At 76.7% G+C, this 19,990-nt stretch carries 18 protein-coding genes and 1 pseudogene; 6 read left to right on the top strand and 13 right to left on the bottom strand.

The features are described 5' to 3' along the window. Window positions 1-25: 25 nt before the first annotated feature. Window positions 26-1,867: a glycoside hydrolase family 15 protein gene (locus tag E5225_RS13920; RefSeq protein ID WP_243738112.1), complete on the bottom strand. Its 1,842-nt coding sequence runs from the start codon at window positions 1,865-1,867 to the stop codon at window positions 26-28. Window positions 1,868-1,916: 49 nt separating this feature from the next. After that, entirely contained in the window at window positions 1,917-2,708 is a 792-nt protein-coding gene (locus E5225_RS13915) for a class I SAM-dependent methyltransferase (protein WP_135972427.1), read from the bottom strand. A 149-nt stretch (window positions 2,709-2,857) separates the two neighbouring features. Here E5225_RS13915 and E5225_RS13910 point away from each other — a divergent pair, with 149 nt between their 5' ends. Together E5225_RS13910 and E5225_RS13905 are read left to right on the top strand one after the other, a co-directional pair. Further along, window positions 2,858-3,115, top strand: coding sequence for a type II toxin-antitoxin system Phd/YefM family antitoxin (locus tag E5225_RS13910; RefSeq protein ID WP_135972426.1), 258 nt, complete (start codon window positions 2,858-2,860; stop codon window positions 3,113-3,115). Beyond that, window positions 3,100-3,498 carry a PIN domain-containing protein gene (locus E5225_RS13905; RefSeq protein ID WP_135972425.1) on the top strand — a complete coding sequence of 133 codons (399 nt, stop codon included), beginning with the start codon at window positions 3,100-3,102 and terminating at the stop codon, window positions 3,496-3,498. Before E5225_RS13910 ends, E5225_RS13905 begins: the two co-directional genes overlap by 16 nt. Before the next feature lie 166 nt (window positions 3,499-3,664). Here the strand turns inward: E5225_RS13905 and E5225_RS17585 are convergent, their stop codons facing one another. Beyond that, a complete protein-coding gene (locus E5225_RS17585) occupies window positions 3,665-3,832 on the bottom strand; it encodes a hypothetical protein (RefSeq protein WP_166435900.1) in 168 nt (55 codons plus the stop codon). A gap of 160 nt (window positions 3,833-3,992) precedes the next feature. On the opposite strand from E5225_RS17585, the gene E5225_RS13900 reads away from it, so the two are divergent. Next, window positions 3,993-4,367, top strand: coding sequence for a nuclear transport factor 2 family protein (locus E5225_RS13900; protein WP_135972424.1), 375 nt, complete (start codon window positions 3,993-3,995; stop codon window positions 4,365-4,367). A 40-nt stretch (window positions 4,368-4,407) separates the two neighbouring features. On the opposite strand, the gene E5225_RS13895 is transcribed toward E5225_RS13900, so the two are convergent. Continuing rightward, window positions 4,408-4,776 carry a hypothetical protein gene (locus E5225_RS13895; RefSeq protein WP_135972423.1) on the bottom strand — a complete coding sequence of 123 codons (369 nt, stop codon included), beginning with the start codon at window positions 4,774-4,776 and terminating at the stop codon, window positions 4,408-4,410. 256 nt (window positions 4,777-5,032) lie between these two features. Between E5225_RS13895 and E5225_RS13890 the strand changes: the two genes are divergently transcribed. Next, window positions 5,033-6,343: a helix-turn-helix domain-containing protein gene (locus E5225_RS13890; RefSeq protein ID WP_135972422.1), complete on the top strand. Its 1,311-nt coding sequence runs from the start codon at window positions 5,033-5,035 to the stop codon at window positions 6,341-6,343. 684 nt (window positions 6,344-7,027) lie between these two features. Here the strand turns inward: E5225_RS13890 and E5225_RS13885 are convergent. The 6 genes from E5225_RS13885 to E5225_RS13860 all read right to left on the bottom strand — a co-directional run bounded on the left by E5225_RS13885 (window position 7,028) and on the right by E5225_RS13860 (window position 12,208). Beyond that, entirely contained in the window at window positions 7,028-7,621 is a 594-nt protein-coding gene (locus tag E5225_RS13885) for a DinB family protein (protein ID WP_135972421.1), read from the bottom strand. A gap of 39 nt (window positions 7,622-7,660) precedes the next feature. Then, on the bottom strand, window positions 7,661-8,491 hold the full coding sequence (locus E5225_RS13880; protein ID WP_135972420.1) for an anti-sigma factor: 831 nt from the start codon (window positions 8,489-8,491) through the stop codon (window positions 7,661-7,663). Continuing rightward, on the bottom strand, window positions 8,478-9,089 hold the full coding sequence (locus E5225_RS13875) for an RNA polymerase sigma factor (protein ID WP_424945120.1): 612 nt from the start codon (window positions 9,087-9,089) through the stop codon (window positions 8,478-8,480). The genes E5225_RS13880 and E5225_RS13875 overlap by 14 nt, the downstream gene beginning before the upstream one ends. A 53-nt stretch (window positions 9,090-9,142) precedes the next feature. Further along, window positions 9,143-9,910, bottom strand: a complete 768-nt coding sequence (locus E5225_RS13870) for a class F sortase (protein WP_243738111.1) — start codon at window positions 9,908-9,910, stop codon at window positions 9,143-9,145. A 23-nt stretch (window positions 9,911-9,933) separates the two neighbouring features. After that, complete coding sequence (locus tag E5225_RS13865) at window positions 9,934-10,779, bottom strand: DUF4397 domain-containing protein (RefSeq protein ID WP_135972419.1); 846 nt, start codon at window positions 10,777-10,779, stop codon at window positions 9,934-9,936. Between the two features lie 130 nt (window positions 10,780-10,909). Continuing rightward, window positions 10,910-12,208, bottom strand: coding sequence for an MFS transporter (locus E5225_RS13860; RefSeq protein ID WP_135972418.1), 1,299 nt, complete (start codon window positions 12,206-12,208; stop codon window positions 10,910-10,912). Window positions 12,209-12,842: 634 nt separating this feature from the next. On the opposite strand from E5225_RS13860, the gene E5225_RS13855 reads away from it, so the two are divergent. Beyond that, window positions 12,843-17,411, top strand: a complete 4,569-nt coding sequence (locus E5225_RS13855; protein ID WP_135972417.1) for a hypothetical protein — start codon at window positions 12,843-12,845, stop codon at window positions 17,409-17,411. A gap of 531 nt (window positions 17,412-17,942) precedes the next feature. On the opposite strand, the gene mscL is transcribed toward E5225_RS13855, so the two are convergent. Both mscL and E5225_RS13845 read right to left on the bottom strand, forming a co-directional pair. Then, a complete protein-coding gene (gene mscL, locus E5225_RS13850; RefSeq protein WP_135972416.1) occupies window positions 17,943-18,563 on the bottom strand; it encodes a large conductance mechanosensitive channel protein MscL in 621 nt (206 codons plus the stop codon). Between the two features lie 39 nt (window positions 18,564-18,602). Continuing rightward, window positions 18,603-19,304 (bottom strand): SAF domain-containing protein, encoded by a 702-nt coding sequence (locus E5225_RS13845; RefSeq protein ID WP_243738110.1) that lies wholly within the window; start codon window positions 19,302-19,304, stop codon window positions 18,603-18,605. 139 nt (window positions 19,305-19,443) lie between these two features. Here E5225_RS13845 and E5225_RS18225 point away from each other — a divergent pair, with 139 nt between their 5' ends. Further along, window positions 19,444-19,707: a hypothetical protein gene (locus tag E5225_RS18225; RefSeq protein WP_341867954.1), complete on the top strand. Its 264-nt coding sequence runs from the start codon at window positions 19,444-19,446 to the stop codon at window positions 19,705-19,707. A gap of 14 nt (window positions 19,708-19,721) precedes the next feature. Here E5225_RS18225 and E5225_RS18220 read toward each other — a convergent pair. Beyond that, a pseudogene (locus E5225_RS18220) lies at window positions 19,722-19,862 on the bottom strand (FmdB family zinc ribbon protein); the annotation flags it as partial. Window positions 19,863-19,990 lie beyond the last annotated feature (128 nt).

Below are 19,990 nucleotides of genomic sequence, written 5' to 3'. Positions count from 1 at the left end.
GGCGCGACGACGGCCGCGCCCGGCCTCAGCGCACCGCGGCCAGCGCGTCGGCCGCGCGGATCAGGCCCAGGTGGCTGAACGCCTGCGGGAAGTTGCCGATGAGCCGCCCGGCCTCGGCGTCGTACTCCTCGCTGAGCAGCCCGAGGTCGTTCGCGTAGCCGACGAGCTGGTCCATGAGCGCCTCGGCGTCGTCCACCCGCCCGCTGTGCGCGTACTGCTCGACGAGCCAGAAGTTGCAGATCAGGAACGGGTGCTCGCCGCCCTCGAGGCCGTCGAGCCCGGCGTCGGTGCGGTACCGGTGCAGCAGGCCGTGCTCGTCGCGCAGGTCGGCCTCGATGCGGGCGACCGTGCCGAGCATGCGCGGGTCGTCGTGGCGCAGGTAGCCGGTGTGCGGCAGCTGGAGCAGGGACGCGTCGACCTCGGTGCCGTCGTACGTCTGCGTGTAGCTGTTCGTGGCCTCGTCGAAGCCGCGGGTGTCGATCTCGGCCCGGAGCCGGTCGCGCAGCTCGCGCCACCGCTCGACCGGGCCGTCGAGCCCGTGGTCCTCGACGGCGCGGATGCCCCGGTCGAACGCCGCCCACATCATCACGCGGCCGTGCGTGAACATGTGCAGGTCGCCGCGCATCTCCCAGATGCCGTGGTCGGGGCGGTCGTAGTTCGCCTCGCAGTACCGCAGCAGGTTCTTCTGCAGGCCCCACGAGTACCGGTCCTCGGCGACGCCGGCGTCCCGCAGCTCCCCGAGCGCGATCATCACCTCGCCGACCACGTCCGCCTGGTACTGGTCGGCCGCGCCGTTGCCGATGCGCACGGGCCGGGACCCCTCGTAGCCGTCGAGGTGGTCGAGCTCCTTCTCGTCGAGCTCCCGCTCGCCGGCGATGCCGTACATGATCCGGATGTCGTCGGCGTCGCCGGCGACCGCGCGCAGCAGCCAGTCGCGCCAGAGCTGGGCGCCCCGGGTCAGGCCGTGCGCGATCGCGACCTCGATGGTCAGCGCCGCGTCGCGCAGCCACACGAACCGGTAGTCCCAGTTGCGCGAGCCGCCGAGGTCCTCCGGCAGGGAGGCCGTGGGCGCGGCGACGATGCCGCCGGTGCGCGCGTGCGTCAGCGCCCGCAGCACCAGCAGCGACCGCAGGACGAGGGGGTCGTGACCGGTGTCCACCGTCAGGCGCGCGGACCAGTCGGTCCAGAACTCGAGCGTCTGCGCGAGCGCCCGGTCCGCGTCCACCGGCCCGGGCGGGGCCTCGTGCGACGGGAACCAGGTGAGGTCCCAGTCGAGCACCTGCCCGGCCTCCAGGCCGAAGCGGCCCGTCAGGCGCGGCGCGCGGGCGCCCTCGTGCTGGTGGGCCGACCCCGGCCGGCCGGTCGGGTCGTCGTCCGCGTCGTCGGACGCGGTGCGGTGCAGCAGCGGCCCGTTGACGAGCACCCCGTCGGGGCCCGCGAGCGACAGCAGCGCCGGCCGCCCCTCGCGCTCCACGACCCGCACCCACGGCGTCGCGCGCGCGTAGTCGAACCGCAGGCGCAGGTCGTGCTCGACCTCGACCGTGCCCTCCAGGCACTCGACGCGCCGCACCAGGTCCGCGCGGTCCGTCACGGGCGGGAGGAAGTCGGTGACGCGGACCCGGCCGGTCGGGGTCTGCCACGTCGTCTCGAGCACGAACGTCTGCGGCAGGTACCGGCGCTCGACGACCTCGCCGTCGACGGCCGACAGCCGCCACCGCCCGTCGTCGGGCCCGCCGAGCAGGGCCGAGAACACGGCCGGCGAGTCGAACCTTGGCAGGCACAGCCAGTCGATGCTCCCGTCCCGGGAGACCAGCGGCCCCGTGCTGAGGTCGGACAGGAGGGCGTAGTCCTCGAGGTGGGTGCTCACGTCGTCCATTGTTCGGGATCTGGACGCACGTGCAGGACGGCGGCGCCGGTCAGGGGGCCGTACCGGGCGTCGGGGCGGTGAGGCGTGCGACGAGGTACGTCGTGCGGCCGGACGCGAACGCCGCGAACCCGCGCGACCCCTCGACGGCGGCGAACCGGCGCATCAGCGGGTGGACGACGCGGGGGAGCCACGCGCCGATGAGCGCGCGCTTGCGGGTGTCGTCGCGGCGCAGCGCGGCGACCACGTGCGGCGTGACGTCGGCGTGGTCCACGAGCGTGAGGCCGGACGCGCGGAGGTCGGCGAGGAGGCCGGGGACCGCGTCGGTGGGCCGGAAGTCGGCGAGGAGCAGCACGCCGCCGGGGCGCAGGACCCGGCGGACCTCGCCGAGGAACGCCGGCAGCGACGGGTAGCAGTGCGACGACTCGACGTTGAGCACGGCGTCGAACGACGCGTCCGGGAACGGCATGGCCTGCGCGTCACCGTGCACGAACGTCAGGCCGGGGGCGGTCCGGTGCCGCCGGGAGAGGTCGACCGCCGCGGCGGAGAAGTCGAGCCCGACGACGGACCGCGGGCCGTGCGTGCGCGCCACGTACGCGCTGCCGCCGCCGCGGCCCGACCCCACCTCGAGCACGTCCCGGCCGGTCAGGTCGACTCCGTCGATCGTGCGCTCGTAGAGGTTGATGCAGAGGCGGTCGGGCTCGTCCGCGGGGGAGAGGGCGAGGTCGCCGTCGTCGTCCGCCGCCGGCGCGTAGCCGTAGTTCATGAACGCCCACTCGGGGCGCCGCACGCGCAGCGCGAGGAGCTCGTACGCCGTGCGCCAGCCGAGCCGTCGTCCGTCCATGCCGGCTCCCTCGCCCACGGGCGGCGGGCACGCTGCCGGCCGCTGCCCGCCACCGTAGGGCGTCGCTCACGCTCGCTGCCCGGACGTCCGCCGCGGCGGGCACTGCCGTGCCCTATCTGACTCTCTGATCCGCGCGTACGCTGATCCTCATGCGCACCGTGACGGCCACCCACGCCTCGCGCGGGTTCTCCGACCTGCTCGACGCGGTCGAGCACGGCGAGACCATCGCCATCACGCGAGCCGGGCACGTCGTCGCGGAGATCCGGCCGGCGGCCGCGACGACCGGGCGCGCACTCCGCGAGGCGCTCGCCGGCGTCTCCCGGCTGGACGAGGACCTCGAGAGCGACATCGCGGCCGCCACGGCGCTGCTGACGACCGAGCAGGACGATCCGTGGCGCGTCGACTGATCCTCGACACGACGACCCTCATCGCCTACGAACGAGGCACGATCGACCGGTCGCAGCTCGACGCCGACGACCTGGCCATCGCGGCGATCACTGTCGCTGAGTTCCGCACCGGCATCGAGCTCGCGGACACCGCGCAGCGCGCGGCCGAACGCGCCCGCGTGCTCGCCGCGATCACGTCGGCGATCACCGTCCTCGACTACACCGAACGCACCGCCGCCGAGCACGCCCGGCTCCTGGCCCACGTCCGACGTTCGGGGGTGCCTCGCGGCGCGCACGACCTGGTCATCGCCGCGCACGCAGTCGAGCACGGGCGGGCGATCGCCTCGCACGACCTGCGTGCTCGCTTCGGCGACCTGCCGGGCGTGACGGCGGTACGCGTGTAGGTCAGGCGGCGCGCGCCGGTGCTTCGCCGAGTTCGGTGGTTGCGCACCGAGTTCGTCACTCGTAGGTGTCGAACTCGACGCGGAACTGACGAACTCGGCGGGGGGAGGGGGCTCGGTGTGCGCCGACGGGCGGACCGGGCGCGGGCGGGGGGGCGACCGGGGAGCGTCAGCCCTCGACGGGCTCGTCGTCGTCCGGCTGGTCGGGCGACTCGTCGGCCGGCTCCTGGTTCACGTCCGTCCGGGCGGGGCCGGGGCCTGTGTCGGCGGACCCGTCGACCTGGCCGTCGCCGTGGGTGCCGCCGCCCTGCGACGGGGGTCCGGGGTTCTCGCTCATGGGTGCTCCTCCGCGTGCGGTGGTGCGCGGTGGGCGGACGTGCCGCCCCTCACCCCGAGCATCGCTACCCGGGCGTCCGAACGCACGTCGGGGTGGCGACACGCGGGCGCGGACGGGGCGGCGCGTGCGAGGCTCGACGCCTCGGAGCGAGGGGGCACACATGGAGACCGCGGACGTCATGGGATGGGTGCGGGAGTACGAGCGCGCGTGGCGGGACCAGGACGTCGCCGCCGTGGAGCGGCTGTTCACCGAGGACGCGCTGTACCTGCGCGGCGCGTACGACGAGGGCTTGCGGGGACGCGCGGCCATCGCGGAGTTCTGGCTCGACCCGACGCCGTTCACGATGTCCGCGGAGCCCGTCGCGGTCGCGCCGCCGATGGCGGTCGTCCGTGTCGAGGTGCAGTACCTCGGCGACGACCCGCACGAGTTCCGGGACCTGTGGGTCATGCGGTTCGCGGCCGACGGGCGCGCCGAGCACTTCGAGGAGTGGGCGCACTGGCCGGGCCTGGAGTACGCGGGCCCGGGCGCCGACTGACCGGCCCCCGCGCCGCGTGACGTGCCGCGGCGGGGGCGCGTCAGAGCACCCCCGGGTCGCCCGCGTACGGACGCAGGGTCGCCGGCGCAGGGAAGGGCAGCGTCCACGTGCGCATCTCCGCGTCCACCGCGCCGAAGTCGTCCATCTTCACGACGACGCGCTCGGGGCTGACCTCGACCAGGCGCACGCGCATCCACCGGCCGTCCTCGACCTGGAGCTGCCACAGGTCCGCGAGCCAGTGCAGGCCGCGCGCGTCGAGCGCCTCCTCCGCGACGTCCCAGTCGACGACGTCGGTCACGGGGTGCCCGAGCCGGTCGATCGCGACGAAGCCGGCGCCGTCCGGGCGCACCCATCCGACGAGCTCGCGGTCGCCCGCCCGGCGGTGCTCGATCCAGTCCACGGGAAGCATGCCGCGAGCGTAGGGAACCGCACCCGGCGCGGCACCGGCATAACGCCTGCATGGTCGCTGTGACCGGCACGTGGGACGACGTGTCCCACGCCCTGTGTTCCAGGTCATGTGTCCAGTCACGGACGGGCGCGGGGGTGCTGTCACCCCCGCAGATGTGCGCTCCTGACGTGAATGCCCGGTCTGTCTGCACACTCGTGACCACCAGTAGTGGCTGTCCCCCTTCCGTGTGTGCCGACCCGTGCTTATCGTGAGAGACGTGCACCCAGTCAGTGAGAGGCTCCGTGACGCTCGCGAGCGTTCCGGCCTGAGCCAGGCCGACCTCGCCCGCGCCGCGTTGATGCACCCCAGCTACGTCTCGCACCTCGAGCGTGGCATCCGGGGACCCGGTCCGGCGGCGCTGGAGCGCCTCGCGACCGCGCTCGGTATCACCGTCACGTACCTGGAACAGGGCGAGCGGTCACCGGCGTACCAGGCGTCCGAGGCCGCCGTCGTCCGCGCCCGCCAGCTCGTACGTTCCGGGCGCCCCGGTGCGGCCGCAGCGGAGCTCGCGGCCGTCGACCTCGACGCGCTCGACGTCGACCAGGCGGGGCGCGTCCTGCTCGCGCACGCCGACGCCCTCGACCGCGTCGGCGAGCTCGAGGAGGCGTACCGACTGCTCGCGGAGGCGACGCAGCGGTTCACCGACGGGCACCGCGCTGTGCGCGCCGCGCAGGCGGCCGCCCGGTTGGTGATGGCACTGACGCAGGCGGGGGAGCTGACGCCGGCCGTGCAGGCGGGCGAGCACCACCTGGTCACCCTGGCGGACGCGGCGAGCGGCAGCGATGCGCTCTTCCGCCTCGAGTCGACCGTCGTCTGGGCCTACGTCGCGCGCGGCGACACCATGTACGCACTGGTGCGGGGCAAGGACCTGCTCGCACGCGCACTGCAGGACGGGTCGGCGCGCGCCGTCTCGGCCGTGCACTGGAACCTGGCCTTCGTCGAGGACGCCCACGGGCACGGCGAGGAGGCGCTCGGCCACCTGCGGGCCGCGCTGGCGATCGCCGGTGCCGACGAGGCCGACAACGACGTCCCCCTGCTGCGCCTCGACCTCGCGCAGCTGCTGCTCCAGGTGACGCCGCCGCGCCCCAAGGAGGCACTGGTCGAGCTCGACGCCGCGCGTCTCGCCCTTGAGATCAGCGAGTCGGGCGTCGACCTCGCCCGCGCCGCCACCTTCCGCTCGCGCGCCCTGCTCATGCTGGGGCAGCCGCGGGCCGCTCTGACGTACGCCGTCAAGGCCGTCGAGCTCATCGGCCCCGGCGACCGACGCGACGGCGCTGCCGCTCACGAGGTGCTCGGCGACGCCCTGCTGGCGTCGGGCGAGCGCGTCCCTGCGCTCAAGGCGTACCGGGAGGCGGCGGCCCGGCTCGAGTCGATGCCGCCCGGCCGTCCCGCCGCCACCGCGTGGCGTAGCGTGGCCGACCGGCTACGGACCGCCGGCGACAGCATGGAGGCTGTCGTGGAGGCATACGGCCGCGCGCTGGGTGCCCTCGGGACCCGCACGACGCTGCGTCCGCCCACCGGACGCTGAGGGCCCACGCATCACGTCGGACGACGGCGGTCCCGTACCGGGGCCGCCGTCGTCCGCGTTCGGGGCCGGTTGCACCCCGGCGACGGCGTCCGGCGCGGTCGTCCACGGCGACCGTGCTCCGGGGATGTCACGGGGTGGAGTCGCCAGATCAGAGCCCGCTGCGGAACGACTCTCACGTTCTGCGGGGCGGTGCAGCGAGCCGCGTGGGCATTTCCGGCCCCGATCCGTCCGGCAGGGCACGGCGCTCTCACCAGGCGCAACGCGACACGCCCGGGCGACCAAAATTCGGGGAGAGTCTATACCAGTATTCCCCGAGTCATTGCGGGCGCGACACTCAGGCCGAGAACATTCCGCTGTGCCGGACAGACCGGCGCACCAGACCGGAGGTCCCCGCCATGAAGAAGAAGCTCATCGTCGCCGTGTTCGTCGCCCTCACTGCCGTCACCGGCGTCACCGGCGCCTCGATCGCGCAGGCGGACTCGGCCGAGGCCGCGCCCTGCTGCAAGTACTGACACTACGCGCGCCCCGCACCCCGGGCTCGACGCGAACGCGCCGCGCCCGACCGGATCCCCGGTCGGGGCGGCGCGTCGTCGTTTCCGGACCGACGCGGGCGCCGCCCGCCGGTCCGACGTCGACGCACTCCTCGCTCCACCCCCGGCACACCGTGCCCGTGACGTCCGCCCCTCACGCCTCGCCCGCCAGCCCCGCGGCCCGGCGGGCGGCGTCCTCGACGCGGGCCCGGTGCGCCGCCCACTGCTCGGCGGTGCGGCCCGTGACGTTGAGGTCGCCCGGCCGCTGGCCCGCCAGCCCGTCGATGCCCTCCCGCAGCACGTCGGCGTGGCCCGCGTGGCGCGCCACCTCGACGACCAGGTGCACGAGCACCGCGTGCAGCGTCACGTCGCCGCTCGGCCCCCACCAGGGCACGACGCCCGGCGCGTCGAGCGGCAGCGCCGCCACCGTCGCGTCGGCGTGCTCCGCCGAGTGGGCCCACAGCTCCAGCACCTGGTCCCGCGTCTCGTGCAGCGCGGCCCACATGTCCGCGTCCGGCTCGGCGTCCTCGGCCATCCACGGCGCGTCCTCGCGCGGGCTGGGCCGGCCGAAGACGCTGCCCAGGTAGCCGAGCTGCACGCCCCCCACGTGCTTGACCAGCCCGAGCAGGTTCGTGCCGGTCGGGGTCAGCGGACGGCGCACGTCGTAGTCGCTCAGCCCGTCCAGCTTGCCGAGCAGGTCCTCGCGGCTGCGGCGCAGGTACCGGTGCAGCGTCTCCTTGTCGTCCATCCGCCCACTGTGGCGCACGCCACCGACAGCACGGCGGCGTCAGGCGCCGAGCGTGCCCCGCACGATCGAGTCGCCGGAGTGCGCCGGGTCGCCGTCGAGCGGCTCGGACGACACGTCGACCACGGGGAACTCGTCCACGTCCAGGTCGTCGGGCAGCGTGAAGCGGCCCGACGTCCCCGTGAGCGGCCCGAGGCTCACCAGCCCCGACACGTCCGGGCGCAGGAGCCACACCTCGCGGTAACCGCCCGACGCCGGGCCGTCGTCCGCGACGTCGACCACGAGCACGCGGGAGCCGTCCGGGGCGGTCTCGAGCTCGGCGGAGCCGGCCGCGTCCCAGCCGGGCAGCGCGTCGAGCTCGGCCCGGGCGACCACGGTCGTCGCCGGCTCGCGCGTCGCCGTCCACCAGGCGCCGGCGCCGCCGACGACCAGGCCCGCAGCGGCGGCACCGGCCACCCAGGCCCAGCGGCGCGGCCGCAGCGGAACGACGGGGGCGAGCCCGGGCTCGCGTGCGGGTGCGGGTGCAGCGGCGGGTCCGCCGCCGCTCGCGACCGGCTCGTCCGCCCGTGCGCCGGCGCCGGGCGCACCCGCGACGGGCACGGCGGTCGCCGTCGCGTCGTCGACCACGACGGGGGTGGGGTCGAGGGCCAGCTCGCCCGCGATCCGCTCCCACACGTGCGGGGCGGGGGCGACCAGCGGTCCGTCCGCCTGGGCGGCGCGTGCCACCCCGACCAGGTCGCGCAGCTGCGCGAGCTCGGCCGAGCAGCGCGGGCACGCCGCCACGTGGGCGCGCTCGTCCGGGGTGCCCGTGTCCTCGCCCAGGGCGAGGAGGCTCAGCACGTCGTCGTCCACGTGCGCGTCACTCGGCGACACCCTCCACCTCCCATCGGGTCCGCAGCCGGGCGAGGCTGCGTCGGACGTGACTCTTCACGGTGCCCAGCGGCAGGTCCAGGCGCCGCGCGATCTGCTCGTGCGTGAGGTCGTCGTAGAAGGCCAGGTGCAGGATCGTGCGCTGCGGGTCGCCCAGCCGGTCGAGCTCGTCCCGCACGACGACCCGGTCGACCACGCGGTCGGCGTGGCCGGGCGCGGCCTGCGTGCCGGCCGCGACGGCCGACGTCTCCGCCGCCGCCTCGAGCCGGCCGTCGCGTGCACGGCGTGCGTGCGCGTCGGCCACCGCGTGCTTCGTGATGCCCAGCAGCCAGGCGGGCAGGCGGGCGCGCGTCGGGTCGAACCGCTGCCGGCTGCGCCACGCGTCGACGAACACCTGCTGCGTGACGTCCTCCGCCTCGGCGATCGTGCCCAGCGAGCGCAGCGCGACCGTGTGCACGAGCGCCGCCCACCGGCGGTACGCCTCGCGGACGGCGGTGTCGTCGCCCGCGGCGAAGGCCTCGCCGAGGGCCGCGACACCGTCGTCGGCGCCCTGGCCCGGCTCCGGCGGCACAGCCGGCACGCCGGACGGGGGGACTGCCACCGCCACGGACCGCTCCTCACCCGCCGTCCGCTCGCGCGCCCGCTGCAGCACGGTCAGCCGCCCACGGGGAGGGCGGTGACGACGACGTTGTCCGAATAGTGTCCGACGTCCCGGTCGAACGCACCTCCGCAGGTGACGAGGACGAGCCGGGGGGCGCCCGCACGGTCGAACCACTCGCCGACCGGTGCCGTGTCCTTCGGCACCCGCACGACGTCCCGCACGCGGTACTCGTACGTCGCGCCGTCGGCGGTGGTGACGACGACGGCGGTGCCGGCGCCCACGTCGCGCAGCCGGGCGAACGGGCCGACGCCGGTGGTCCGCGAGTCGACGTGCGCGGCGAGCAGCGTCGACCCGGCGGGTGCGGCCGGTGCGGGGCCGAACTCGTACCAGGCGGCGACGTCGGCGCGGTCGGGGAGCTCCATGTCGCCCTCCGGTGCGACGCCGGCCGGCTCGACCGGCATGTCGATCTCGAGGTCGGGAACCTGCACCCGGACCGGTGGGACGACGGCGGCCACGGGCAGGGCGCCGAGCGACGCGTCCTGCACCGGGACGGGCGGCGCGGTCGTCGCGCCGCCGGCGGGCACCGGTGCCGCCGACGGTGTCGCCGACGCGGACGCGGACGCACCGGCCGGCGTCTGCGCGGGCGCGGCACCGCCGCACGCCGTCAGGACGACGAGCGCCGCCACGGCCGCGACCGCACGGAACGCGCCGCGGAGCCGGAACGCGCCGCCCGGGCGGAGCATGCCGCCGGGGCGGCGGACGGCGGGGACGGCCGCGGCCCGGCGGTGGACGGCGGGTGCCGCCGTCCACCCCCGGGCCACGGTGCGCTCCGCCGGGGTACCGGTCAGCGGTCGCCCGTCACGGTCGCCGCGGACGTGCGGCGCGTGACGGCCAGGACGGCGGCGGCGAGGACGGCGAACGCGCCCGCACCGAGCAGCCACGGCTGCGTCCGGGTGTCGTCGACCAGGCCCAGCTGGCCCGCCTGCACACCGGACGGCGCGCTGTGCAGGCCATCGACGACCTGCGTCGCGAGCGCGAGGGTCGACGGCGACGCGGTCGCGCTGCCCCACGCGTAGACGATCGTGTTGGTGCCCTCGGTGACGGGGACGTCGGCCGGGCCGAGCAGCACCGGCTCGGTGGTGCCGGCCGCGACGACGCTCGCCGCGACGGTGCCCGCGGGCAGGTCCAGCGTCTGCTCGTTCGGGTTGGTCAGGTTCGAGATGACCGGCTGACCGCCCGCGAGGACGTCGACGGCCGGTGCGGCCGCGACGTGCCGGACCGTGAGGCGCCCCTGGCCGGCGGCCGTCGGGCTGGTGTCGTTGGTGAAGAGCGTCGCCGTCGGCTCGCCCGCGGTGTCGAGGTGGGCGGCGGCCGTGTAGTTGCCGCCGGCCTCGAGGGCGAGGTCGACCGGGCCGATGGCGGGGGAGCTCGCGTCGGCCGCGTCGGCCGCCGTGATCGCCACCGTGTACGTCCCCGCGGGGAGGTCGAGCGGGCCGGCGAGCGTGCCGGGCGTGAAGTCGTCGAGCGTGCGCTCGCCGTTCACCCACACGTCCACGGTGAGGCCCGGGACGCCGTGCAGCACCGAGAGCTGCGCGGCGTCGGCACCGGCCGCCTGCGCGGGCACGGCGGCGAGGGTCAGTGCTGCGACGGCGAACGAACCGGTTGCTGCGGCGAGGGATCGAGCGCGCATGAAGGTCCTCCTGGATCGGCCCGCGGTGCGGGCGGTGTCGTGCTGACACCTCTACTTCCGTCCGGGGGCACCGCGCGGATGCATGCAGACGCATCGAGCTTCTCGGGATCGTGCCGGGGCGGTGCCGCGTTCAGGGGCGACGGCGGCGCAGCACCTCGCGGACCGACGGGACCACGGTGCCCGCGCGGGCCATGTCCGCGCGTGCCAGCCGCCGGTTGCGCAGCACGCCGGTCACGCCGACGAGCCACGGCACGAGCAGCACGGCGAACGCGAGGCGGTAGGCGTCGAGCGAGTACGTCGTCGCACCCGGCGGCGACGCGACCTGCAGGACCACGCCGACCGCGAGGATCCCGACCATCGTCGACGCGAACCCGCCCGTGTTGACGAAGCCCGTGGCCGTGCCCAGCCGGTCGGCCGCCGTGGACGTGCGGGCGAAGTCGAGCCCGACGAGCGACACGGGCCCGCCCGCACCCACGACCACGCAGAACACGGCGAGCTGGGCGAACGGGCGCGGCGTGTCCGGGACGAGCAGCCAGACCCACGCGGCGAGCGTCGCGGTGGCGGAGGCGAGCACCGACCAGCTGCGTCGCAGCGGGTGCCGGGCGGTCCAGCGCCCCACCAGCGGGCCGGAGACCATCGCGGAGACCGTGAGCACGCTGAGCAGGGCGCTCGCCTCCCCGGGGGACCGGCCCTGCGCGGTGACGAAGAACGGCACCCCCCACAGCAGCGCGACGACGTTCGCGCTGAACGGTGCGAGGAAGTGCGACCAGAACCCGAGCCGGGTGCCCGCGGGGCGCGCCGCGTCGCGCACGGCGTGCAGGAACCGGGCGCGGGCCGCCGACGCGATCGCGTCCGCGGGGGTCGCGGGGACCGGGGCCCGGACGCCGACCCACGCGACCACCGCCACGAGCATCCCGAGCGCCGCCAGCACACCGAACGTCACGCCCCAGCCGCGCGCGTGCAGCAGCCACGCCACCGCGACGGCCGACACGAGCTGCCCCGACTGCCCGATGAGGCCCGTCAGCTGCACCAGCACGGGCACCCGCCGGGGCGGGAACCACTCCGCGACGAGGCGGCACGCGCTGATGAAGATGCCCGCGTCGCCGGCCCCGATGAGCACGCGCGCGACGATCGCCGTCGGCACGTCGTCGGCCCACGCGAGCAGCGCCTGCCCGACCGCCATCACGAGCGACCCGCCCGCGACCAGCGCCCGCGCCCCGAACCGGTCGAGGAGCTGCCCGGCGGGGATCTGCAGCGCCGCGTACACGGCGAGCTGGACGACGGAGAACGCCGCGAGGCCCGTGGCGGACAGCCCGAACCGCTCGATCGCGTCGACGCCCGCGACGCCGAGCGCCGTGCGGTGGACCACCGCCACGAGGTAGGCGAGCGCCGCCGCCGTGTACACCACCACGGCACCGCGCCTTGCCATCGCGTCCGTCCCTCCCGGGCCGGCGTCCGCCGTCCGCGCCCAGCCTAGGCACGCGACGGGAAGGGACGGGAGGCGACCGGACCGGGACGGACCGGGGGAGCCCGGCGCGGCCCGGGAGGGGGAGGCGCCGGTCGGGTCGCGAGGGCCGCACGGGCTCGCGAGAGCCGGGTCGGCGCGGGGCCGGAGGCCGGCGCCGCGGCCGCCGGCGGGCGGCGCCGCGGAGGGGGTGCGCCGCCCGTGACCAGGGCAGACGCGACATGTCGGGCACCGGTCGGCCCGGCGCGGCGGCGGGCGGGGTGAGGTTCCGTCGCGCCGAGCTGGACGGTCGGCCGACTTCACCCTGACGGGTGGTCTGGACGTTTGACCAACGCCTGCCGATGAGCCACACTCGTACCTGACGGTGCGCATCGCCTGCCCCCTGCGTGGTGCGCACCGTCTCTCAATCTCCCGCCGGTCGGCGGTCACGAGAGCGGGACGGGTCACCCCGTCCCGCTCTTCGTCTTTTCCCCCTCGAGGCCCCGTCCGGTACGCCGGCGACCGGGGCGTGCCGGGACGGCGATCACGCCGCGACCGGGTCTGCGTGCCCCGGCGTGGCCGCCCGGGCGATCGGCGTCCGGCGGTCTACCGTGCCAGGGTGACCGTCCCCGCCCGCACGCCCGGCTCGGGACCGACCCCGGCCGGTTCGCCCCCGCAGCCGACCCCCGCCGACGCCTCCGCACCGGCCCCCGGGTCCGCCGACGAGCGCACCGACGACCGCACGGACGACCGCACGGACGACCGCGCCGCCGGCCCGCCCGTGGCCCTCGTCGAGCCGCCGTCGCCCGCCGAGGTGCTCGAGGGCGCCGTCGCGACGTGGCGGGGTGCGCTCGTCGAGGCCGCGGGCGCGTCCACGCTGGCGGACGTCGACCAGCTCGGCGACGCGGCGCTCGACCTGTCGGCGGCGCACCCGTCGGGCATGGCGCAGCTGTTCGCCGGCCGCGCGACGCGGCTGTCCAACCTCGTGCGCGAGGCCGGGGCCCTGTCCAGCGCGCGCCGCCGCGCGCGTGCCGTGAGTGCTCGTGCCGCGACGTACACGCAGCGCTACGGCATCGCGCCGACGTCCCTCGCGATCGGCGTCGCCTCGTGGACCGAGCGGTCGACCGCCGACCTGGGCTCGGACGACGTGGGCGCGCTGGCGCACGTGACCCGCCGCACGCCCGACCCCCGCGACACCCGCGCCGAGCGGGGCGCCGACGCCGTGCGCACGGTCCGCGCGCCCGTGCTGCTGCGGCCGGTCACGCTGCGGGGCCGCGGCTCCGGCGAGGGTGACTACGAGCTGGCGCTCGAGCCGTCCCTCGAGGTCAACCCCGTGCTCGCCCGGGCACTGCGCCGCCACGGCGCCCTGCTGGACCCCGCCGCGGTCGCGCGCGGCACGTTCACCGGCGCCGGCTTCGACCCGCGCGGTGCGCTCCAGCGGCTCTCCTCGCTCGGCGAGGCGGTGCTCGAGGACTTCTCCCTGGTCGAGAAGGTCGTCGTCGGCACGTTCATCCACCCGGGCCAGGTGCTGGTCGACGACCTCGACCACCTCGCGGGCGCCCTCGACCGGCACGAGGTCGTCCGCGCCCTCGCCGGCCTCGACGACGCGCGCGAGGCGCTGACGGTCCCGCTCCCGGAGCCGGTCGCGGGCGACCGCGACCCGTCGGTGGAGCGCGGTGCCGGTGACCTCGACCCCGCGCAGCAGCACGTGCTGGACGTCGTCGCGGCGGGCGGGCACGTGTTCGTCGACGCACCGACGGGCGCCGACGTCACGGGCACGCTCGCGGCACTCGTCGCCGACGCCGCCGCGGAGGGCCGCACGGTCCTGTACGTGCCCGGCCACCGCCGCGCCGCGACCGCGCTCGTCGACCGCCTCACGGCGCTGGGGCTCGGGGAGCTCGTCCTCGACGTCGAGCCGCACGCCGGCTGGCGCGCCGCCGCGGGCCGGCGACTGCTCGGTGCCATGACGATCGAGCCGCCGGCGGTCGACGCGGCCGCGGTCGCGACCCTGCGGGCGTCGCTCGTCGAGCACCGGGAGCGGCTGCGCGGGTACGTCGACGCGCTGCACGTGCCCCGCGGGCCCTGGGACGTGTCCGCGTACGACGCCCTGCAGGAGCTCGCCCGCCTCACGTCCGCCCGGCCGACCCCGCGCACCACGGTGCGGCTCACGCCCGAGGTGGCGCGCGTCCTCGACGCCGAGCGCCGCACCCGCCTGGGCCGCGACCTCGTGCGCGCGGGCGAGCTCGCGGCGTTCACGCTGCGCCCCCAGGACACGCCGTGGTTCGGTGCGGACCTGCGCACGTCCGCGGACGCCCAGGTCGTCCGGCACCGCCTCGAGCGCCTGCTCGACGTGTCGCTGCCCGTGCTCCTCGACCGCGTGGCGCACGTCGCCGCCGACACCGGCCTGACTCCCGCGACGACCCTCGACGACTGGGCGGAGCAGCTGCGCATGCTCGACGGCGTTCGTGCGTCGCTCGACGTCTTCCAGCCGCTGGTCTTCGAGCGCACGGCCGCCGACCTCGTCGCGGCGACCGCGTCGAAGGAGTGGCGCGAGCAGCACGACGTGCCGATGGGCTTCTGGGTGCGCCGGCGGCTGCGCAAGCAGGCGAAGGACATGCTCCGCCCGGGCCGCCCGGTCGCCGACCTGCACGGTGCGCTGCTCGAGGTGCAGGCCAGGCGAGAGGTGTGGCAGGCGCACTGCCCCGCCGGCGGGTGGCCGCGGCTGCCCGACGCGCTCGAGGTCATCGAGGAGGAGCACCGCGCGGTCCGGGAGGACGTGGAGGCGCTCGCCGACGTCCTCGCGGGCACGCCCGGGGGCGGCCGCCTCGCCGCGACGCCGTTCCCCGAGCTGCGTGACCGCCTCACGCGCCTGCGGGACACCGCCGACGCGCTCGAGACGCTGCCCGAGCGCACGCACCTCCTGCACGGCGTGCGCGCGGCGGGGCTCGGCGAGCTCGTCGACGACCTCACCGGGCGGCGCGTCGAGCCCGCGCTCGCCCCCGCGGAGCTCGACCTCGCCTGGTGGAGCACGGTGTTCGAGCAGGTGCTCGCCGCCGACCCGGCGCTCGCCGGCTACGACGGTGCCGCGCTCGGCACGCTCTCGGCCCGGTACGCCGAGCTCGACCGAGCGCACGTGGAGAGCCGGACCGCGCCCGTGCTCGCGGCCGCCCTCGCGCGCGTCTCGGCCGCCGTCCGCCAGCACCGCGACCAGGCCGAAGGGCTGTTCGCCGAGCTCGTCGAGGACCGCGTCACGTCCGTGCGGGAGACGCTCGGGCGCTACCCGGACGTGGCGCGCCGGCTGCGGCCCGTGCTCGTCGCGGGCCCCATGCTGGTGTCGCAGGTGCTGCCGGCGGCGCGGACCGTCGACCTCGTCGTCGTCGACGCGGCCGCGCACCTGCCCGTCGAGGCGGCGCTGCCCGCGATCGCGCGCGGCCGTCAGGTCGTCGTGGTCGGGGACGCGCGCTGCGCCTCGGGGTCCGCCGTGCGGGAGCTCGCGGACGTGCTCCCGTCCGTCGCGCTGCACGCCGACGCGTCGCGGCGTGACCCGTACCTGACCGCGTTCCTCGCCCGGCACGGGTACGAGGGCGTGCTCGTGCCCACGCCGCTGCCGTCGGCGCAGCCGCTCGTGCAGCTCGACGTCGTCGACGGCACCGGCATGCCGGACCCGGCGACCGGCACCGTCGACTCGACGCGTGCGGAGGTCGACCGCGTCCTCGAGCTCGTCGTCGAGCACGTGCTGCAGCACCCCGAGGAGTCGCTCGCCGTCGTCACCGTGACGCCCCGGCACGCCGACGCGGTCCGCGAGGTCGTGCTCGCCGAGGTGCGCGACAACCCCGCGCTGGCGTCGTTCTTCGACTCCGGGCGCACGGAGCCGTTCGTCGTCGTCGACCTCGCGAACGTCGCCGGGCTCCGGCGCGAGGCGGTGATCCTGTCCTTCGGGCTGGGACGCACGCCGCACCGACGCGTGCTGCACTCCTTCGGCCCCGTGAGCCGCCCCGGCGGCGACGCGCTCCTGCTCGACGCGCTGGGCTCGACCCGGCACCGCCTCACCGTCGTGTCGTGCTTCGGCGTGGACGACCTCGACCCCGAGCGACTGCGCGACGGCGGCCCCCGGCTCCTGGGGGACCTGCTGCGGTTCACGGCGGACCGCGGGCAGGCCGACGCGCGTGCCGCGGACGCCGGCGGTCGGCCGACCGGTGGCGTGGACCCCGACCGGCTCGTCCTGGACCTGGCCGAGCGCCTGTGGCAGCACGGCCTCGTCGTCGACGTCGACCACGGCGTCCCGGGCGGCGTGCGCATCCCGCTGGTCGTGGGCCACCCCGAGCTGCCCGACGAGATGCTCGTCGCCGTCCTCACCGACGACTCGGACTACGTGCGCGAGCCGAGCGTCCGGGTGCGCGACCGCCTCGCGGCGGACCGCCTGGAGCGGCTGGGCTGGTCGGTGGTGCGGGTGTGGTCCGCCGCCGCGTTCCTCGACCCGCAGGCGGAGGTGGACCGCATCCGCCGCGCGGTGCACACGCGGCTCGTGGAGCGTCGGCCGGAGACCGCCGCGTCGCCGTCGCGCCCCGTGCCGGTGGTCGTGCGCGACGCCCCCGAGGTCGACGACGTCGAGGTGGGCGTGCGCCCCTACGTGCCGGCCCGCCCCGCGACCGGTGCCGTGCCCGTGGTGCGGCCCGCGACCGGCGCCGTGCAGGCGGTGCCGACGGGGGAGACTCCTGCCGCGCCGGCGACGACGGGCGCGGTGCCCACCGGGGCGGACCCCGCGGTGCCCGCGACGGCGACGCGGCGTGGGACGCCGACGGGTGCGACGCAGGTCGTGCGCACGCCGACGGGGGTGCTGCCCGCGGTGGCGTCCCTCGGCAGCGGCGGCATCCCGATGACCCGTCCCGCGACGGGGGCGACGCGTGCCGCCGCGGCGCCGTCCGCGGCCGAGCCGGCGGCGACGACGGGCGAGCAGCTCGTCCTGGCGGTTCGCACGCAGCCGCGCCCGGACGTGCGTCCGGGACTGCCGGTGGGCGCGTACAGCGACGACCAGCTCGACGACCTCGTGCGCTGGCTGTGCTCGGACGGGCAGGAGCGCACCCGCGACGCGCTGGCCGACGCGCTGCGCGCCGAGCTGGGCATCACCCGCCGCAGCCACCGCGTGGACACGGTCGTGCGCGGCGCGGTCGCCCGCGCGTTCACCTGACGGTTCGCCCCAGGGGGCCGGTCCGCGCGACCATCGGGGGATGACCACGGGCACCGGACCCACCCCTGCGCCGCGGCGACGCACGCCCCGGCGCGCCGTACGCCCACCCGGCACGGTCGGCACCGACGAGTCGGTGCTCCGCTCGACCCTGCCCGCGGCACCTGGCGCGACTCCGGTGGCACACCACGAGCCCGCGTCACGGCCGCGTGCCGGCGCAGCCGGCGCCTCTTCCGGAGCGGACGAGACCAGGGCGGGCGCGACCCGTGACGCCGGGCCGACGAGCCCGGCCGGCGCGCCCGACCCGTGGAGCGCGACCCGCTCCGCCGACGACACGGACCACGGCTGGGGGTGCGAGGAGCCGTCGTCGAACGAGGACCGGCTGCGCCGGGAGCGCCCGCCGCACTGGTGAGGCGGGGCGCACCTGCGGGCGCGTGGCGGACCGGTGCGGCGCGCGGCGGACCGGCGGGCGCGTGGCGGACCGGTGCCCAAGGGCTGGTGACGGGTGACGCGCCGCGGCCGACGCGGCCCCCGTCAGGCGGGGCCGGGGCCCGGGGGGATGCTCGGCGGCGCGCCGCCTGCCGGGGGTGCACCGGCCGCGGTGCCGGGGGTGGGACCGTCCGGCGTGCCGCCCCCGGGCGCCGCGTCGTTCCGCACGGCGGGTGATGCCTGCGCGGCGAGCAGGTCGCGGATCTCCTGCAGCAGGAGGACGTCCTCGCTCGGTGCCTGCGGCTCCTCCTCCTGGCCGCGCTTGCGGCGCGCGGCCAGCGCGTTGAGGGGCAGGACGATGAGGAAGTAGATCCCCGCGGCGGTGAGCAGGAACTGCAGCAGCGCGTTCAGGATGAGGCCGAGCCGCACCGGGTCGGCGCCCTCCTGCCACGAGTACGGCCCGACGTTCCAGAGCTGCTCGAGGTTCGGCTGGCCGAAGATCCACCCGATGAGCGGGCTGAGCAGCCCGTCCTGGATGGCACCGACGATCGCCGTGAACGCGGCGCCGATGACGACGCCGACGGCGAGCTCGACCGCGTTGCCGCGGGACACGAAGTCCTTGAAGCCCTGGAGGACCTTGCTCATGCCCTTCAGGCGCTCGCTGCTGCCGACGGTACGAAGGCGGTCGCCCGCTCCGCGTCGACGGTCCCGCGCGTTCTCGCTCATGGCGTGCTCCCCCTGCTCCGGGCATGCGTCGTCCGTCGATCATGGCACGACGACCGCGACGAGCCGAGCGGAGGCGGACGCCTCGGCCAGGCGGACGGCCTCGTCCGGTGCGACCGCCACGAGGACCGGGACGTCCGGCGCGCCGCTCGCACCGCCGAGCAGCCCGCCGCCCGCACCGTCGGACGGCGGGGCGGGGAGGACGAGCGCGCGCCGGGCGACGGTCTCGCCCGGGCCGCCCTCGGGACGGGCGGCGACGAGGTCGACGTGCGCGCCGGGGGCGAGGAGCGCCGCGACCGCGGGGTCGTCGAGGCGCACGGCGGCCACCACCGTGCCCGCCGGGCCGGTCGGGGTGCCGCCCCCGAGGAGCGTGGGCGTGAGCGGCTGGCGCGCCGGCAGGTCGACCACCGGTGCGGCGCCCACCGCGTCGTCCGGTGCGGTCAGCGCGCCCGCCGGCACCGCGTCGGGCGGCACCCGCGCGACCGTGACGTCGGAGGTGGTGAGCGGGGTCCCGGCGGTCGCGTCGGCGGCGAGCACGAGCACCGGGACCGTGCGGGGCGGCGGCGGCCTCAGCGCCTGGACGGTCGCGGCGGCGGCCGCGCCCAGGCACACCGCGGCGACGACGACGCGCCACCGCCACAGCGCACCCCGCAGGCGTACGGCCGCGGGTGCCCGCACCCGCGGCAGCGGAGGAGGCAGGGCGGGCGACAGGTCGTCCGGGCGCGTGGCGTTGAGGGGCAGCACGCCCGGGACGCTAGGCCCCGTCGGTCGCCGCCGGTCGGGCGCGTGCCACCAGCGGTGGACGGGCGCGTGTCGCCGCGCGGCTGTGGTCGGGTCAGGGCGGGAACGCCCCCGCGGTCAGGAGGAGGCAACCTTCGTCGTCGTGGCAGCGCTGCCGGACGAGGAACCGCCGGACGAGGAGCTGCCGGACGAGGAGCTGCCCGAGGAGGAGCTGCCCGAGGATCCGCCGGACGAGGATCCGCCCGAGGACGACCCGCCCGAGGACGACCCGCCCGATGACGACCCGCCCGATGACGACCCGCCCGACGACGACCCGCCCGACGACGACCCGCCCGACGCCGACCCCGCCGCGGCGGGCGCCGACGCGCTCGTCGACGACCCGCCCGCGCGCGCGTCCGTCCGGTAGAAACCGGAGCCCTTGAAGACGACCCCGACGGACGAGAACACCTTGCGCAGACGCCCCTCGCACTCGGGGCAGACGCTCAGGGCGTCGTCGGTGAAGGACTGCTGGACCTCGAAGGCGTGCTCGCACGCGGTGCACCGGTAGGAATAGGTGGGCACTGGCCGACTCCCGTGGAACTCGTGTGCCGGGCGTGCGCCCGGCGGGGACGTGAGGACCCCGGTGCGGCGGCGGAGCCGGCACGGGTACGTGTGCGCGGTACGTCCCGCGTGCACGGCGAGGGCTGGGC

It is taken from the genome of Cellulomonas shaoxiangyii (genome assembly GCF_004798685.1).
GTDB lineage: Bacteria > Actinomycetota > Actinomycetes > Actinomycetales > Cellulomonadaceae > Cellulomonas > Cellulomonas shaoxiangyii.
The sequence above is the reverse complement of the archived record's forward strand: the minus strand, read 5'-3'. Positions and strand labels throughout refer to the sequence as shown.

Bases quoted from the DNA above. Each gene is read 5' to 3' on its own strand.
- E5225_RS13915 (WP_135972427.1), bottom strand. From the start codon at position 2,708: ATGGACGGACGACGGCTCGGCTGGCGCACGGCGTACGAGCTCCTCGCG.
- E5225_RS13910 (WP_135972426.1), top strand. From the start codon at position 2,858: ATGCGCACCGTGACGGCCACCCACGCCTCGCGCGGGTTCTCCGACCTG.
- E5225_RS17585 (WP_166435900.1), bottom strand. From the start codon at position 3,832: ATGAGCGAGAACCCCGGACCCCCGTCGCAGGGCGGCGGCACCCACGGC.
- E5225_RS13900 (WP_135972424.1), top strand. From the start codon at position 3,993: ATGGAGACCGCGGACGTCATGGGATGGGTGCGGGAGTACGAGCGCGCG.
- E5225_RS13895 (WP_135972423.1), bottom strand. From the start codon at position 4,776: ATGCTTCCCGTGGACTGGATCGAGCACCGCCGGGCGGGCGACCGCGAG.
- E5225_RS13885 (WP_135972421.1), bottom strand. From the start codon at position 7,621: ATGGACGACAAGGAGACGCTGCACCGGTACCTGCGCCGCAGCCGCGAG.
- E5225_RS13865 (WP_135972419.1), bottom strand. From the start codon at position 10,779: ATGCGCGCTCGATCCCTCGCCGCAGCAACCGGTTCGTTCGCCGTCGCA.
- E5225_RS13860 (WP_135972418.1), bottom strand. From the start codon at position 12,208: ATGGCAAGGCGCGGTGCCGTGGTGGTGTACACGGCGGCGGCGCTCGCC.
- mscL (WP_135972416.1), bottom strand. From the start codon at position 18,563: ATGAGCGAGAACGCGCGGGACCGTCGACGCGGAGCGGGCGACCGCCTT.